Source organism: Streptomyces sp. NPDC056347 (assembly GCF_042262625.1).
Classification (GTDB): Bacteria; Actinomycetota; Actinomycetes; order Streptomycetales; family Streptomycetaceae; genus Streptomyces.
Genome location: NZ_JBHJQP010000071.1, coordinates 21,929 through 37,070, shown reverse-complemented (window position 1 = coordinate 37,070; position 15,142 = coordinate 21,929). Strand labels below are relative to the sequence as shown.

The window sequence follows — 15,142 nt, the reverse complement described above, 5'->3', positions numbered from 1 at the left end:
AGGTCCTGGTGGCCGCCCCACGGGCGTATGGCTCCGCGTCGCTCGCTCAGCCGCCGAGCGGGAGGCCGTTGGCCGACAGCCCGCCGGTGTTCACGCCGCCCGCGGGCAGGCCGCCGAGCAGCCCCTTGACCGGGCCGGTGGCGCCGTCGACGAGCTTCTGCTGGTTGGTGCCGAGGAGCTTGGTGGTCGTCTCCTGGAGCGGCAGGCCCTGGGTGGCGGTGCCCACCGCCGAGCTCGCGACGGGCAGGGCCATGCCCACGGCGTCGGCCGGCAGCACGGCGGCGGAGGCGGTACCCGCGGCAGCGGCGGCGAAGGCGGCACCGAGGGCGGCGACGCCAAGGGTCCTGACAGCGGACTGCTTCATATGGGATTCATCCTCGGGAAGAGAAGGAGGGTGTGGGGGCAACGAAAAGTAGCCACTCGCCCTCTCTCCCCACAAACGGTCCGACACGCCGGAAACGGCCGGGAATTCGACATCCCGACCGTTTCGCGCGCGGGTGCCGGTCAGTCCGAGGACGCGGAAGAAACGCTGGTCGCGGTGGTCTGCTCGAAGAGCCACTCGGCCTTCAGCTCGGCGTAACCGGGCTTGATCACCTCGTTGATCATGGCCAGACGCTCATCAAAAGGAATGAACGCAGACTTCATCGCATTGACGGTGAACCACTGCATGTCGTCGAGCGTGTATCCGAAGGTCTCGGTCAGCTTCTCGAATTCCTGGCTCATGCTCGTACCGCTCATGAGCCGGTTGTCCGTGTTCACGGTGGCGCGGAAATGCAGCTTCCGCAGCAGCCCGATGGGGTGCTCGGCGTACGAGGCGGCGGCACCGGTCTGGAGGTTGGAGGTCGGGCACAGCTCCAGCGGGATGCGCTTGTCCCGTACGTAGGAGGCGAGGCGGCCGAGCTTCACCTCGCCGCTCTCGGCGACCTCGATGTCGTCGATGATGCGGACGCCGTGGCCGAGCCGGTCGGCGCCGCACCACTGGATGGCCTGCCAGATCGACGGCAGGCCGAAGGCCTCGCCCGCGTGGATGGTGAAGTGGTTGTTCTCGCGCTTGAGGTACTCGAAGGCGTCGAGGTGGCGGGTGGGCGGGAAGCCCGCCTCCGCGCCCGCGATGTCGAATCCGGCCACGCCCTGGTCGCGGTAACGGTTGGCCAGCTCGGCGATCTCCAGGGACCGGGCGGCGTGCCGCATCGCGGTGAGCAGGGCGCCCACCCGGATACGGTTCCCGTCCCGGCGGGCCCGCCGCTCACCCTCGCGGAAGCCCTCGTTGACCGCTTCGACGACCTCTTCGAGGGTCAGCCCGGCTTCCAGGTGCTGCTCGGGGGCGTACCGGACCTCCGCGTAGACGACACCGTCCGCCGCCAGGTCCTCGGCGCACTCGGCGGCGACCCGGACCAGCGCCTCACGGGTCTGCATGACGGCGCAGGTGTGGGCGAACGTCTCCAGGTAGCGCTCCAGCGACCCGGAGTCGGCCGCCTCGCGGAACCAGATGCCGAGCTTGTCCGGCTCGGTCTCGGGAAGTCCTTCGTACCCGCTCGCGCGGGCGAGGTCCACGATCGTCCCGGGGCGCAGGCCGCCGTCGAGGTGGTCGTGGAGAAGGACCTTGGGGGCACGCCGGATCTGATCCTGGCCGGGCACGTGAAGGGTCGGGCTCATCATCTGCGCACTCTAGCCCCTACGCGCGTAGATCGCCGCGTGTCGATGCGTAACAGTGACCGCGAATACGGGTGGCGTACACCTCTCCTTCTGACACTGTTCTGCCATGGCACAGCGCGCACTCCCCCTGCCTGCCCCGAGGCTGGGACGGGCCGTCCGGACGGCCGGAGCCACTACCGCGGTCAGCGGCGTCGTCCTGCTGCTCCCGGACGGCGAGGCCGACTCGCACCGCCGCCCCTCCCCCCTCTCGTACGCCCGCCAGCTTCCGCTGGCCCGCACCCTGGCCCGCGCCGGAAAGGAGGACGGGCTCGCCGTGCACGTGGTGCACTACAGCTGCCGCGGCTGGAACACGACAGACGCCCAACTCGCGGCGGACGCCGAGTGGTCGGCGGAGGAGGTCGTACGCCTCTACGGCGACATCCCCATCTGCCTGGCCGGCCACGGCATGGGCGGCCGCGCCGCACTCCGGGCGGGCGGCCACCCGGCGGTCAGCTCCGTCCTGGCGATGGCCCCGTGGCTCCCCGAGAACGACTCCCCCGGCCCGGACGGCCCGGAACCGGAACCGGTCAAGCACCTCCTCGGCCGCCAGGTCCTGCTCGTCCACGGCACCAACGACGCCCGCACCGACCCCGAACTCTCCTTCCGCCTGGCCGAACGCGCCAAGAAGGCCAACCGCACCACCTGCCGCTTCGAGGTCCACTCGGACGGCCACAGCCTCCGCCAGCACCGCGCCGAAGTCACCGCCCTGGCCACCAACTTCATCCGCGGCTCCCTCTTCGGCCACGCCTACGCCCGCCCGGTCACCGACGCCCTGGCGGCCCCGCCGCCGCTGGGGCTACGGATGCCGCTGGCGGCGGGATTCGGGGAGTCGCTCCATCACTGACCGGACGCCCGGGATCCGCAGGCCACTTGAGAACCGGAGCGGCAAGAAAACGAGGGAGCATGCCGGAAATGTCACTTACACCACGCGTGTCACAGATGCCGGATTCAATGAAGTTGGACAAAAACAGGACCTCCCCCAACTAAACTCGCAGGTCACGAACTGTGGTCCCCGCGCGTGCGGGGGTGGTCCCCCCGGCACGCCGGGAAAAGCACAACTGCACAAGTGGTCCCCGCGCGTGCGGGGGTGGTCCCGAGGGGAGGATGTGGAGCCTGAGCAGTCGGGTGTGGTCCCCGCGCGTGCGGGGGTGGTCCCGGCCACGTGACCAGCAACGATGTTTTTCATTGGTGGTCCCCCGCGTGCGGGGGTGGTCCCTCACCAGCCTCCTCGCCCCGGGCGACAGCCGCGTGGTCCCCGCGCGTGCGGGGGTGGTCCCTGCTGGGCACTGTGGGTGGCGCCGTTCGTGAGGTGGTCCCCGCGCGTGCGGGGGTGGTCCCGGCAGCAGGTCCGCGAAGCGCTGATCTACCGGGTGGTCCCCGCGCGTGCGGGGGTGGTCCCGGCCGGGCCGGACGTCAGCCGGGCGCTTCAGCGTGGTCCCCGCGCGTGCGGGGGTGGTCCCCTGGTGATCACGGCAGTGCTGAGCATCAAGCTGTGGTCCCCGCGCGTGCGGGGGTGGTCCCCGTGGGATCGCTACCGAGCTGGGGCTCGACAGGTGGTCCCCGCGCGTGCGGGGGTGGTCCCCATGCCTCCACCAGGGCCAAGCAGGACTTCGTGTGGTCCCCGCGCGTGCGGGGGTGGTCCCTCGTCGCCTCCGAGGCGGCCGACCGCGCCGCGGTGGTCCCCGCGCGTGCGGGGGTGGTCCCGGGGTGGCGGCCTCGGCGGCGGAGTTGGTGCGGGTGGTCCCCGCGCGTGCGGGGGTGGTCCCAAGAAGCCGTGCAGCCCGACCATGGTCAAGGAGTGGTCCCCGCGCGGGCGGGTGGTCCCCGCGCGTGCGGGGGTGGTCCCGTGCGCTCGTCGAGGTCGCCCATGAGGCCGGAGTGGTCCCCGCGCGTGCGGGGGTGGTCCCCACTCGCACATGCCCGCGTAGGCATCCAGCGTGTGGTCCCCGCGCGTGCGGGGGTGGTCCCGCTGCCGGAGAGCATCAGGGCGGAGGCGTCCGGTGGTCCCCGCGCGTGCGGGGGTGGTCCCTGGAGTGGCCCGATGAGCGCGATCCTCACGATGTGGTCCCCGCGCGTGCGGGGGTGGTCCCGGCTGAGCCCGCATCTGCGAGGGCTCGTTCGAGTGGTCCCCGCGCGTGCGGGGGTGGTCCCCCGTTGGCCCGCTCCGGCGGCGCCAGCACGGGGTGGTCCCCGCGCGTGCGGGGGTGGTCCCCCCTCCGGCAGCGGCCCCGGCCGCTGGAACGAGTGGTCCCGCGCGTGCGGGGGTGGTCCCGGGATCTCCGGGTCCTCGATGATGTTCGTGCCGTGGTCTCCGCGCGTGCGGGGGTGGGCCCGTGGCCGCGTTGTTCACTGCGGTCGCGGTGCCGTGGTCCCCGCGCGTGCGGGGGTGGTCCGACTCCCGAGCCCAGGAGCACTTCCGGCACACCATGGTCCCCGCGGGTGCGGGGTCGGTCCGCGGGACAGGTGCTTGGGGGCTCTGGTCGTGGTCTGTTCTGTGGGGGGCCTGTGTGGCGGGGAGTGCTTCGCTGGCACGTTGTTGTGCGGGGGTCAGTCCGGGAGGAGGTGGCCTCGGCGGGAGAGGAGGAAGCGTTTGAAGGCGGCTACCGGGGGTGTGTCCGGGTGGCCGTCGAGCCAGGCGACGCCGATTTCGCGGGCGGCTCTCGGGGCGGTCACCGTCAGTTCGGCCACTCCCGGGCGGGGGACCGCCGGAGGGGGGAGGAGGGCGACGCCCAGGCCGGCGGCGACCAGGCCGCGGAGGGTTTCCGCCTCTTCGCCCTCGAAGGCCACGCGTGGGGTGAAGCCCGCCTCGGCGCACAGGTCGTCGGTGATGCGGCGCAGCCCGTAGCCGGGTTCCAGGGTGACGAAGGTTTCGTCGGCGGCCTCCGCGAGGCGGATGCGGCGGCGGGTGGCGAGGCGGTGGTCCTCGGGGACGACGAGGCGCAGGCGCTGTTCGTCCAGGCGGCGGGCGACGAGGTCGGGGGCGTCCGGGACGGGGGAGGTGAGGCAGAGGTCGAGGCCGCCGGCGCGCAGGCGCTCGATCATCGCCTCGCCGTAGTTCTGGACCAGTTGGAAGCGGACCCGGGGGTGGTCGACGCGGAAGGCACGGATCAGGGCGGGTACGGTCTCCGAGCCCATGGTGTGGAGGAAGCCGAAGGCGACCTTGCCGGTGGCCGGGTCGGCGTCCGCGCGCACCGAGTCGGCGGCCTTCTCCACCTCGGCGAGGGCCCGCTCGGCGGAGACCAGGAAGGTGCGGCCCGCCGGAGTGAGGGAGACCGTACGGCCCCTGCGGGCGAACAGGGAGACGCCCAGGTCCTGTTCGAGCCTCACCATCGCCCGCGAGAGCGTCGACTGCGGTACGCCGAGCTCCTGCGCGGCACGCGTCACGTGTTCGTGGCGGGCCACCGCCGCGAAGTGGGCCAGCCTCGGTGCGAGCACGGCGCGGATGTCTTCTTCGTAACTACTCGGTGACAGCCGAGGCCGTGAGCTGTGTTCATGCGCCATGGGATTGATTATGGCCACTTCGTGCATTGGACGCATGAAAGGGGAGGACCTACTTTCGGGGTATGCCTCCTGCCAGTACCGGGGCGTCCACGCTCGTCGTGGCCGCCTCGCCCCAGCCGTCCCCCGTCGCCGACTCCCCCGCGCCCGCCGCGCCCGCGTCCGCCACCGCCGCGCCGGACCGCCTCGAACCGGGCCGCCCCGGGTACCGCCGGATGAGCTTCGCGCTCTTCGCCGCGGGCGTCGCGACCTTCGCTCTCCTCTACTCCACGCAGGCCCTGCTGCCGGCCGTCTCCGCCTCGTTCGGCGCCACGGCCGGGCAGGCCAGCTGGACGGTCTCCGCGGCGACCGGCGCGCTGGCGCTGTGCGTGCTGCCGCTGAGCGCGCTGTCCGAGCGGTTCGGGCGGCGGCAGATGATGACCGCGTCGCTGACGGTCGCCGTACTGGTCGGGCTGCTCGTCCCCTTCGCCCCCTCGCTGGGCTGGCTGATCGCGCTCCGGGCCGTGCAGGGTGCCGCCCTGGCCGGGCTGCCCGCCTCCGCGATGGCGTACCTGGCGGAGGAGGTACGGCCGAAGGCGCTGATCGCCGCGATCGGGCTGTTCGTGGCGGGCAACAGCATCGGCGGCATGAGCGGCCGCATCGTCACCGGCTGGATCGCCCAGCTGTGGGGCTGGCGGGCGGCGCTCGGCGCGGTGGGGCTGATGGCCCTGGCCTGCGCGGTCGTCTTCCACTTCATGATCCCCCGGGCCCGTAACTTCACCCCCGGGACGCTGAACCCGAAGGCCCTGGCCAGGACGGTCGGCGGGCACCTCGCCGATCCGCTGCTGCGTCGGCTGTACGCGATCGGCGCGCTGTTCATGACGGTGTTCGGCGCGGTCTACACGGTGATCGGCTACCGGCTGGTGGAGGCGCCGTTCAACCTCCCGCAGGGGGTCGTCGGTTCGATCTTCCTGGTCTACCTCGTCGGTACGGTCTCCTCCGCCGCGGCCGGGAAGCTGGTCGCCCGGCTGGGCCGCCGGGGCGCGCTGTACCTGGCCGTCTCCACCACGGCCGCCGGGCTGCTGCTCTCGCTCGGTGACTCGATCGCCTCGGTTCTGCTGGGCCTGGTCCTGATCACGGCGGGCTTCTTCGCCGGGCACGCGGTCGCCTCCTCCTCCGTGAGCCGTACGGCGACGAAGGGCCGCGCCCAGGCGTCGGCGCTCTACCAGTCGGCGTACTACCTGGGCTCCAGCGCGGGCGGCACACTCGGCGCGGTCGCCTTCCACGCCGGGGGCTGGGCCGGGACGGTCTCGCTGGGGCTGCTCGCGGTCCTCGGCGTCGCCGTGATCACCCTGGTCGGGACGCGGGCCGCCCGCCGCGAGCGGCTCCGCCCGGTCGCGGTGACGCCGGTGCGGGCGTCCGTACAGAACTGAGACATACGGCGCACAACCAACCACTCCCCGACGCGCGTCTAGCACACGGAATCACCACACGACGCGCGAAGGGGAGTTGGCGTACATGGGAGTCCCGGCGAAAATACGGGGAGTACGGCCGCGGCTGCGGCGCGGGGTCGCACTGTCGGTCGCGGGTCTGACGGCCGTGCCCGCGCTGGTGCTGGCCACTGGCGGGTCCGCGCAGGCGGCGTCCTGCACGACGTCGGCCGGGCCGTACCAGAAGCAGGTCGAGAAGTATCTGAAGCGGCCGGTCGACGGCAAGCAGTCGGCCGCCGACTGCAAGGCGATCCGGTCGTTCCAGAGCACCTACGGGGTCACCCCCACCATCGGGTACGCCGGTACGGTCACCTGGCGCACCATGAAGACGCTCACGGCCCAGAAGGCGGCGGGCAAGAACCCGAACAAGGCCAAGAAGTGCCCCACCAACAAGGGGCGCATCGCCTGCGTGGACCTGACCCGGCAGCTGAGCTGGATCCAGGACGGCAGCAAGCTGAAGTTCGGCCCCGTGCCGGTGCGCACCGGGCGCAACGGGTACGAGACCCGCACCGGGTCGAAGAAGATCTACTGGCGGCACATCGACCACGTCTCGTCGCTCTACAACGTGAAGATGCCGTACTCCCAGTTCTTCGACGGGGGTCAGGCGTTCCACGCGGTGGGCGTGAAGATGTGGAACCCGCCGGGCTCGCACGGCTGCGTCAACATGCGCACCGCCGACGCCAAGTCGTACTGGAAACTGCTGAAGAACGGCGACGACGTGTACGTGTACGGGCGCAAGCCCGGGACGTGATCCTCGACCCGGCGGCGATCCGGGCGGCTTCGCCGCTTCCTCCCCCGGTTGTCAGTGCCCTGCGGTAACTTCCGGAGTGCTGGAACGAGGCGTGTCACAGCACAACAGGGGTGGAAGAACGATGGGCGATCTGACAGCGACCGCGGATGTCGACAGCCGGCTCGAGGGGCACCGGGTCGAGCTGACCGGATACTGCTACCGGATGCTCGGCTCGGCCTTCGAGGCGGAGGACGCGGTGCAGGACACGCTGGTGCGTGCCTGGCGCAACTTCGACAAGTTCGAGGGCCGTTCCTCGCTCCGTTCCTGGCTGTACCGGATCGCCACCAACGTCTGCCTGGACATGCTGAACGCGGGGAAGAAGCGGGCCCGGCCGGTCGATCTGTCGGGCCCGACGCCGCTCGCCGAGGCGGCGCTCAACCCGCTGCCGGAGAACACCTGGCTGGAGCCGATGCCGGACGGCCGCATCCTGCCGACGGTGGCCGACCCGGCGGAGGCCGCGGTGGCGCGGGAGTCGGTGCGCCTGGCGTTCGTCGCGGCGCTCCAGCACCTGCCGCCCAAGCAGCGCGCCGTACTGATCCTGCGCGAGGTGCTGGCCTGGAAGGCGAGCGAGGTCGCCGAACTGCTCGACACCTCGGTCGCCTCGGTGAACAGCGCCCTGCAGCGTGCGCGGGCCACCCTCACCGAACACGAGGGCAGGCCGGCCGACGCCGCGAACCCCCTCGACGAGGAGCAGCGCAAGCTCCTGGAGCGGTACGTCGCGGCCTTCGAGGGCTACGACATGAAGGCGCTGACGGCGCTGCTCCACGAGGACGCCGTGATGACCATGCCGCCGTTCGACCTCTGGCTCCAGGGGCACGACGACATCACCGGTTTCATGCTCTCCATCGGCGCGGCCTGCGCGGGTTCCCGTCTGGTGGCGACATCGGCGAACGGCACCCCGGCGTTCGCGCACTACAAGCCGAATCCGGACGGGTCCGGCTTCGTGCCGTGGGCGGTGCAGGTCATCGACATCGCGGACGGGGCGATCACCGGGATGCACTGCTTCCTGGACACCCAGCGCTGGTTCCCGCTCTTCGGACTGCCGGACCACCTCGACGACGACGCCGCGTGAGACCCGGCGTACGCAACGGGCTGGTGGTCGCCTGGGTGGTGCTGGCGGCCGGTGGCTGGGGGGCGGCCCAATGGCTGGGCGAGCCCGCGGCCACCGGCGGGCCCGCCCCGGTGGCGCCGCCGTCCCCCGGGGCGGGACAGGAGCCGCAGCCGGATTCGGATGCGGATGCGGATGCGGATGCGGTCTGCGGAAGGCTGATGGCCGCGTCGCCCGGCCCCCGCGCCCAAGTGCTTCTGGAGCCGTCGCCGCCGGCCGACCCGGTCCGCCAGAAGCCCTCGGGCGTGGTGATCTGCACCTCGGCCCGGCTGAAGACCGGGGACTGAACGGGGCGGGCGGGACGGAGACGACCAGGACTCCGGCCCACCCCGGCAACGAGGACGGTCAGGACCCCGGCCCACCCGGCGGCGGAGACGCTGAGAACTCCGGCCCGCCCGGCAACAAGGACGGCCAGGACTCCGGCCCACCCCGGCAACGGAGACGGTCGGGACCCCGGCCCACCTGGGCAAAGACCGTCAGGGCTCCGACGCGCCACCCGCCTCCGGGGCGTACCGTACGTCCACCACGTCGGCCAGGCCGACCAGGTCCAGCAGGCCGCGCAGTTCGGGCGGCGCGTTGCGCAGCCGCAGCCTTCCGCCGCCCGCCCGGCGGGCCACCAGCCCCAGCCGCGCCACCGCCTCGACCAGGACCAGGTCCACCCGCGCGACCCCACCCACATCGCAGTCCACCTCCGCGTCCGGGTCGCGGACGGCGCCGTCGGGGCCGTACAGCAGTGATTCCAGCTCGGCGCAGAGTCCCGGCACCGCGGCCCTGGTGACGGGGCCGGTGACGACGAGGACGTTCGGGGTCTTGGGTTCCACACCAGGATGACCGCTCCGGCGGCCGAAACTCATCGCTTCGCGTGCCGCTCCGCCCCCGCACGCCCCGGCACGTACTGATAACAGGCGATGAACTTCCGTCAACTCCGGTTATCTGTGCGACTTCTGTGAACCTTTCCGAGTGATTCTGACTCTAGGTACGTGAACCGGCCCTCGGGGCCGCCTGATTCTCCAGGGGGAGAGTTGCGCAAACACGTGAGAAGCGTGTGTGTTTCGACCGTCGCCGCGGCAGCAGCCGTGGCGCTCGCGGCCGGGATGACCAGCCCGGCCGTGGCCCAGCCCAAGGACGGCGGTCCCGCCATCGCCCGCGCGGCCGGTGCCGGATCCGCCACCGGGCACGAGCTGACCCTCATCACCGGTGACCGGGTCACCGTGGACGCCAAGGGCCGGGTCGTGGCCTTCCGCCCGGCCAAGGGGCGCGAGCACATACCCGTGCAGCGGCAGACGCAGGACGGGCACACCCTGCTCATCCCGGCCGACGCCCACCGGCTGATCAGCTCGGGCAAGCTGGACCGCAGGCTGTTCGACGTCACGGAGCTGAGCCGGCCGGAGTACCGCCGGGCCCAGAAGTCCGGTCTGAAGCTCATCGTCTCCTACCGGGGCGCCCAGGCCGCGGCGGCCAAGGCCGAGGTCCGCGACGCGGGCTCCACCCAGGTCCGCCGGAACCTGAACACCCTGAACGCCCAGTCGGTGACCACGCCGCAGGAGGACGCGAAGGACATCTGGGCGGCGCTCACCGCCCGCACCGCGCGCAGCGTGCAGCGCACCACGGCCGCCGGGATCGACCGGGTCTGGCTGGACGGTGTGCGCCGGGCCAGCCTCGACAAGAGCGTGCCGCAGATCGGCACCCCCACCGCCTGGCAGGCCGGGTACACGGGCAAGGGCGTCAAGATCGCCGTACTGGACACCGGTGTGGACGCCACCCACCCCGACCTCCAGGGCCGCATCCTCGGCTCGAAGAACTTCACCTCGTCGCCCGACACCAAGGACCGGGTCGGCCACGGCACCCACGTCTCGTCGATCGCGGCCGGTTCCGGCGCCAAGTCGGGCGGGAAGTTCAAGGGCGTCGCCCCGGACGCCCAGCTGCTCGAGGGCAAGGTCCTCGACGACGACGGCTTCGGCGACGACTCCGGCATCCTGGCCGGGATGGAGTGGGCGGTCGCGCAGGGCGCCGACATCATCAACCTGAGCCTCGGCGGCCAGGACACCCCCGAGGTCGACCCGCTCGAAGCGGCGGTCGACAAGCTCTCCGCCGACAAGGGCGTGCTCTTCGCCATCGCGGCGGGCAACGAGGGCAGCGACGCCGGTACGGTCGGCTCGCCGGGCAGCGCGGACGCCGCACTGACCGTCGGCGCGGTCGACGACAAGGACGTGCTGGCCGACTTCTCCAGCCGGGGCCCGCGCGTCGGCGACGGAGCGATCAAGCCCGATGTCACCGCCCCCGGTGTGGACATCACGGCGGCGGCCGCCCCCGGCTCCGAGATCGACAAGGAGGTCGGCCAGAACCCGCCGGGCTACCTGACGATCTCCGGTACGTCGATGGCGACCCCGCACGTCGCGGGCGCCGCGGCGCTCCTCAAGCAGCAGCACCCCGACTGGACGTACGCCGAGCTCAAGGGCGCGCTGACGGCCTCGACGAAGCCGGGCGCGTACACGCCGTTCGAGCAGGGCTCGGGCCGGATCGCGGTGGACCGGGCGATCGAGCAGACCGTGATCGCCGACCCGGTCTCGCTGAGCTTCGGGGTGCAGCAGTGGCCGCACACCGACGACGCCCCGATCACCAAGAAGGTGACGTACCGCAACCTCGGTACCAAGGACGTGACCCTCGATCTCTCGGTCACGGCCACCGGCCCGCAGGGCAAGCCCGCTCCGGCCGGCTTCTTCGCCCTCGGCGCCGACAAGGTGACCGTCCCCGCGGGCGGCACCGCCGAGGTGCCGCTGACCGTGGACACCAAGCTCGGCGGGACGGCGGACGGCACCTACTCCGCGTACCTCGTGGGCACCGGTGACGGCCAGAGCGTGCGCACCGCGGCCGCGGTCGAGCGCGAGGCCGAGTCGTACGACGTCACCGTCAAGATCATCGGCCGTGACGGCAAGGCCGCCCCGTACGCCAACAGCGACCTCTACGGCCTGTCCGGTTCGGCGCTCGGTGTCTGGCTCTCCAACGAGGCCGACAAGGGTCTCGTCAAGATGCGCGTACCCAAGGGCGGTTACACGCTCAACTCGGCCCTGTACGTCGACCCGGACGACCTCGCCAAGGGCGCCGACTGGATCTCGCAGCCGAAGCTGGACGTCAACAAGAACCTCACCGTGACGTTCGACGCCCGCAAGGCGAAGCCGATCGGCATCACGCTGCCGACCACCGGCACGAAGAGCCTGCTGGCCTCCCCCGACCTCCAGTTCGAGAACGCGAACACGTCGTACGGGTACGGCTGGCTGCTGGACTCCTTCAAGGGGCTCCGCACCCTGCACGTCGGCCCGTCGGTGACCGACGGCTCGCTCTCCGCGCACTGGATCGGCACCTGGACCAAGGGCGCCTCCACCCGGTACGACATCGCGGTCGGCGGTCCGGTGACCAAGGCCCCGACCGGCTACAACCGGAAGTTCACCGCCGGTCAGCTCTCCCGGGTGGACATCACCGCGGGCGCTTCCCGCAAGGGCAAGACCGGTGAGTTCGCCGCCACCGGCGAGCTGCCCGGTTCGAGCGGCGGCTGGTCGGCCTGGTCGCTGCACAAGCTGCCGACCAAGGTCACCCAGTACGTCTCGACCGCCGACAAGGTGAAGTGGTCCCTGGACTTCTCGCAGGACGGCGCGCCGGACTCCGACGGCATCCCGGCCACCGACTCGATGTACACCATCGGCAGCCCGACGGCGTACAAGGCGGGCAAGAAGTACACGAAGACCGTGAACACCGCGGTGTTCGGCCCGGGTCTCGGCCGGGGCGCCGGTATCTTCCGTGAGGGCAACGAGATCCTCCCAGCGGTGCCGCTCGCGGCCGACGGAAGCGGCAACCTCGGCTTCCAGACGTACAGTTCGGTCAAGACCGTGCTGTACCGCAACGGTGTGAAGTACGCCCAGAGCAAGGACCCGCTGGAGGGTGAGCCCATCACCGTGCCGGCCGGTGCGGCCGACTACCGGCTGACGAGCTCGGTCAAGCTCGACCCGCGGGCGTCCACCGTCTCCAGCCGGATCGACGCGAGCTGGACCTTCCGCTCCAAGAAGGTCACCGAGCAGGCGCTGCCCGTCTCCACGGTCCGCTTCACGCCCACCGTGACGGTGGACGGCAAGGTGACCGCGGGCCGGACCGCCTCGGTGCCGGTGAAGGTGCAGGGCGCGGCCGCCGGGAAGAACCTCAAGTCGCTGACGGTGTACGTCAGTTACAACTCCGGCAAGACCTGGAAGAAGGTCACGGTCAAGTCCGGGAAGATCTCCGTGAAGAACCCGGGCAAGGGCAAGTCCCTCTCGTACCGGGCCAACGTCACGGACAAGAAGGGCAACAAGGCGTCGGTGTCGATCTACGACGCGTACTTCGGCAAGTGACCCACCGCGGGTGGTGGGCCGGTTCGGCCCGCCACCCGCGCGTCACCCGCGTACCGCGTACGGCCCGCCGGGAGGATTCCCCTCGCCCCGGCGGGCCGTACGTGCGTCCGGGAGACCGCGGACGTCTCAGCCGGCCGGGAAGATCCCGGTGTCCAGGACCAGCCCGAACGGGTCCGGCAGCGTCAGCTTCTCCCCGTACTCCACCGCGTCCAGCACCCGGTAGGTGGCGCCGTCGGGTTCCCCGTAGAGCGTGGCGGTGGGGCGGCCCGAGTGCCACGGGTCGAGCAGCAGGAACAGCTCGACGCCGGCCTTCGCGTAGCCGCGCACCTTGCCGATGCGGTCGTGGTTGGCGTTGGCCTTCGAGGTGATCTCGACGACGAGCCGGGCCTCCTCGGCGGGGATGCGGTTCTCCGGACCGGTCGCCACCTCATGCGGCACGACGACGAGATCGGGGATGTAGAGCCCGTCCCTGCCCGGCACCGAGACGCCGAGGGTCTGGTAGATCCCCCAGTCCTCCGGGATGACGCGGTAGAGCCTGCGCTGCAGAAGTTCCGCAGTGGTGTTGTGGTCCTTGGACGGCGGCGGTGACACGGTGACGATCCCCTCGATGATCTCCACCTTGCAGCCCTCGGGCGCGTCCGTCTCCTCCCAGATCCGGACGAGGTCGTCCCATTCCCGGCCGTGGCCCGGGGCGGGATCGACGGTGAGTGCGCTCATGGCGGTCTCCTTCACAGGTGCGTCACCGAGTCCAGCATGCCGAACGGGACCGGCGGCAGTCCACCGGTCCCGTTCACCCGTACGAGGAAACCGCAGGTCAGGCGATACGTTCCCGCACCACCGGAGTGGCGGTGAAGGCCGTGTCCGGGGCGGCGATGTCGTAGGCGTCGGGGAGGGCCTTCAGGGCGTAGTCGAACTTCTCCGGGGTGTCGGTGTGCAGGGTCAGCAGCGGCTGGCCCGCCGTGACCCGGTCGCCCGGCTTGGCGTGCATCTCGACGCCCGCGCCCGCCTGCACCGGGTCCTCCTTGCGGGCCCGGCCCGCGCCGAGGCGCCAGGCGGCGACGCCGATGTCGTAGGCGTCCAGGCGGGTCAGTACGCCGGTGGACGGGGCGGTGATCACGTGCTGCTCGCGGGCGACCGGGAGCCCGGCGTCCGGGTCGCCGCCCTGGGCGGAGATCATCCGGCGCCAGACGTCCATCGCGGAGCCGTCGGCCAGGGCCTTCTCCGGGTCGGCGTCCTTCAGCCCGGCGGCGTCCAGCATCTCGCGGGCCAGGGCGAGGGTGAGGTCGATGACGTCCTTCGGGCCGCCGCCGGCGAGGACCTCGACCGACTCGCGCACCTCCAGGGCGTTGCCCGCGGTCAGGCCGAGCGGGGTCGCCATGTCGGTGAGCAGGGCGACCGTGCGCACCCCGCTGTCGGTGCCCAGCGCGACCATGGTGGAGGCCAGTTCGCGGGCGTCCTCGATGGTCTTCATGAAGGCGCCGGAGCCGACCTTGACGTCCAGGACCAGCGCGCCGGTGCCCTCGGCGATCTTCTTGGACATGATGGAGCTGGCGATCAGCGGGATCGCCTCGACGGTGCCGGTGACGTCGCGGAGCGCGTACAGCTTCTTGTCGGCGGGGGCGAGACCGTCACCGGCGGCGCAGATGACCGCGCCGGTGGTGTCCAGGACGTCGAGCATCTCCGCGTTGGAGAGGTGGGCCCGCCAGCCGGGGATGGACTCCAGCTTGTCCAGCGTGCCGCCGGTGTGGCCGAGGCCCCGGCCGCTGAGCTGCGGCACCGCGGCGCCGCAGGCGGCGACCAGCGGGGCGAGCGGCAGGGTGATCTTGTCGCCGACGCCGCCGGTGGAGTGCTTGTCGGTGGTGGGGCGGGAGAGCGACGCGAAGTCCATCCGCTCGCCGGAGGCGATCATCGCGGCGGTCCAGCGGGCGATCTCGGCGCGGTTCATGCCGTTCAGCAGGATCGCCATGGCCAGCGCGGACATCTGCTCGTCGGCGACCTCGCCGCGGGTGTACGCGTCGATGACCCAGTCGATCTGCTCGGGGGTCAGCTCGCCTCGGTCCCGCTTGGTGCGGATGACGGAGATGGCGTCCATGTCCTGGGAGTCCTTCCGGCCGGTACGTACGTACACACGTGCGGTACGCGAGAGTCCCGGTTGACTCTACGCGCATAGAGGGTGGAGACGGGGGTGGCCCTCCCGGCGGGC

The 15,142-nt window shown here is 71.7% G+C and carries 12 protein-coding genes and 1 CRISPR repeat array; of the genes, 6 read left to right on the top strand and 6 right to left on the bottom strand.

The window, feature by feature from the left end:
• Positions 1–46: 46 nt before the first annotated feature.
• Positions 47–364: a hypothetical protein gene (locus tag ACFCV8_RS18340; RefSeq protein ID WP_376686386.1), complete on the bottom strand. Its 318-nt coding sequence runs from the start codon at positions 362–364 to the stop codon at positions 47–49.
• A 140-nt stretch (positions 365–504) separates the two neighbouring features.
• Positions 505–1,659 carry an adenosine deaminase gene (locus ACFCV8_RS18335; RefSeq protein WP_376686385.1) on the bottom strand — a complete coding sequence of 385 codons (1,155 nt, stop codon included), beginning with the start codon at positions 1,657–1,659 and terminating at the stop codon, positions 505–507.
• Between the two features lie 103 nt (positions 1,660–1,762).
• Between ACFCV8_RS18335 and ACFCV8_RS18330 the strand changes: the two genes are divergently transcribed.
• Positions 1,763–2,539: an alpha/beta hydrolase gene (locus ACFCV8_RS18330; protein ID WP_376686384.1), complete on the top strand. Its 777-nt coding sequence runs from the start codon at positions 1,763–1,765 to the stop codon at positions 2,537–2,539.
• A gap of 161 nt (positions 2,540–2,700) precedes the next feature.
• Positions 2,701–4,148: a CRISPR direct-repeat array (repeat unit 29 nt; unit sequence GTGGTCCCCGCGCGTGCGGGGGTGGTCCC).
• 94 nt (positions 4,149–4,242) lie between these two features.
• Here ACFCV8_RS18330 and ACFCV8_RS18325 read toward each other — a convergent pair.
• Positions 4,243–5,196: a LysR family transcriptional regulator gene (locus tag ACFCV8_RS18325; protein WP_376686383.1), complete on the bottom strand. Its 954-nt coding sequence runs from the start codon at positions 5,194–5,196 to the stop codon at positions 4,243–4,245.
• Positions 5,197–5,258: 62 nt separating this feature from the next.
• Between ACFCV8_RS18325 and ACFCV8_RS18320 the strand changes: the two genes are divergently transcribed.
• The 4 genes from ACFCV8_RS18320 to ACFCV8_RS18305 all read left to right on the top strand — a co-directional run bounded on the left by ACFCV8_RS18320 (position 5,259) and on the right by ACFCV8_RS18305 (position 8,847).
• The gene (locus tag ACFCV8_RS18320) at positions 5,259–6,605 is read left to right on the top strand and encodes an MFS transporter (protein WP_376686382.1); all 1,347 of its coding nucleotides are present in this window, start codon (positions 5,259–5,261) and stop codon (positions 6,603–6,605) included.
• A gap of 85 nt (positions 6,606–6,690) precedes the next feature.
• On the top strand, positions 6,691–7,413 hold the full coding sequence (locus ACFCV8_RS18315) for a L,D-transpeptidase family protein (RefSeq protein ID WP_376686381.1): 723 nt from the start codon (positions 6,691–6,693) through the stop codon (positions 7,411–7,413).
• A 121-nt stretch (positions 7,414–7,534) separates the two neighbouring features.
• Positions 7,535–8,524 carry a sigma-70 family RNA polymerase sigma factor gene (locus tag ACFCV8_RS18310; protein ID WP_376686380.1) on the top strand — a complete coding sequence of 330 codons (990 nt, stop codon included), beginning with the start codon at positions 7,535–7,537 and terminating at the stop codon, positions 8,522–8,524.
• Positions 8,521–8,847 (top strand): hypothetical protein, encoded by a 327-nt coding sequence (locus ACFCV8_RS18305; protein ID WP_376686379.1) that lies wholly within the window; start codon positions 8,521–8,523, stop codon positions 8,845–8,847. The genes ACFCV8_RS18310 and ACFCV8_RS18305 overlap by 4 nt, the downstream gene beginning before the upstream one ends.
• Before the next feature lie 189 nt (positions 8,848–9,036).
• On the opposite strand, the gene ACFCV8_RS18300 is transcribed toward ACFCV8_RS18305, so the two are convergent.
• The gene (locus ACFCV8_RS18300) at positions 9,037–9,414 is read right to left on the bottom strand and encodes an STAS domain-containing protein (RefSeq protein WP_376686378.1); all 378 of its coding nucleotides are present in this window, start codon (positions 9,412–9,414) and stop codon (positions 9,037–9,039) included.
• 240 nt (positions 9,415–9,654) lie between these two features.
• Between ACFCV8_RS18300 and ACFCV8_RS18295 the strand changes: the two genes are divergently transcribed.
• Positions 9,655–12,939, top strand: a complete 3,285-nt coding sequence (locus ACFCV8_RS18295; RefSeq protein WP_376686389.1) for a S8 family serine peptidase — start codon at positions 9,655–9,657, stop codon at positions 12,937–12,939.
• A 126-nt stretch (positions 12,940–13,065) separates the two neighbouring features.
• Here ACFCV8_RS18295 and ACFCV8_RS18290 read toward each other — a convergent pair whose 3' ends face one another.
• Together ACFCV8_RS18290 and ACFCV8_RS18285 are read right to left on the bottom strand one after the other, a co-directional pair.
• The gene (locus ACFCV8_RS18290; RefSeq protein ID WP_376686377.1) at positions 13,066–13,656 is read right to left on the bottom strand and encodes a Uma2 family endonuclease; all 591 of its coding nucleotides are present in this window, start codon (positions 13,654–13,656) and stop codon (positions 13,066–13,068) included.
• 97 nt (positions 13,657–13,753) lie between these two features.
• Positions 13,754–15,031, bottom strand: a complete 1,278-nt coding sequence (locus tag ACFCV8_RS18285; protein ID WP_376686376.1) for a thymidine phosphorylase — start codon at positions 15,029–15,031, stop codon at positions 13,754–13,756.
• Between the last annotated feature and the right edge of the window lie 111 nt (positions 15,032–15,142).

Bases quoted from the DNA above. Each gene is read 5' to 3' on its own strand.
- ACFCV8_RS18340 (WP_376686386.1), bottom strand. From the start codon at position 364: ATGAAGCAGTCCGCTGTCAGGACCCTTGGCGTCGCCGCCCTCGGTGCC.
- ACFCV8_RS18335 (WP_376686385.1), bottom strand. From the start codon at position 1,659: ATGATGAGCCCGACCCTTCACGTGCCCGGCCAGGATCAGATCCGGCGT.
- ACFCV8_RS18330 (WP_376686384.1), top strand. From the start codon at position 1,763: ATGGCACAGCGCGCACTCCCCCTGCCTGCCCCGAGGCTGGGACGGGCC.
- ACFCV8_RS18325 (WP_376686383.1), bottom strand. From the start codon at position 5,196: ATGGCGCATGAACACAGCTCACGGCCTCGGCTGTCACCGAGTAGTTAC.
- ACFCV8_RS18320 (WP_376686382.1), top strand. From the start codon at position 5,259: ATGCCTCCTGCCAGTACCGGGGCGTCCACGCTCGTCGTGGCCGCCTCG.
- ACFCV8_RS18315 (WP_376686381.1), top strand. From the start codon at position 6,691: ATGGGAGTCCCGGCGAAAATACGGGGAGTACGGCCGCGGCTGCGGCGC.
- ACFCV8_RS18310 (WP_376686380.1), top strand. From the start codon at position 7,535: ATGGGCGATCTGACAGCGACCGCGGATGTCGACAGCCGGCTCGAGGGG.
- ACFCV8_RS18300 (WP_376686378.1), bottom strand. From the start codon at position 9,414: ATGAGTTTCGGCCGCCGGAGCGGTCATCCTGGTGTGGAACCCAAGACC.
- ACFCV8_RS18295 (WP_376686389.1), top strand. From the start codon at position 9,655: ATGACCAGCCCGGCCGTGGCCCAGCCCAAGGACGGCGGTCCCGCCATC.
- ACFCV8_RS18290 (WP_376686377.1), bottom strand. From the start codon at position 13,656: ATGAGCGCACTCACCGTCGATCCCGCCCCGGGCCACGGCCGGGAATGG.
- ACFCV8_RS18285 (WP_376686376.1), bottom strand. From the start codon at position 15,031: ATGGACGCCATCTCCGTCATCCGCACCAAGCGGGACCGAGGCGAGCTG.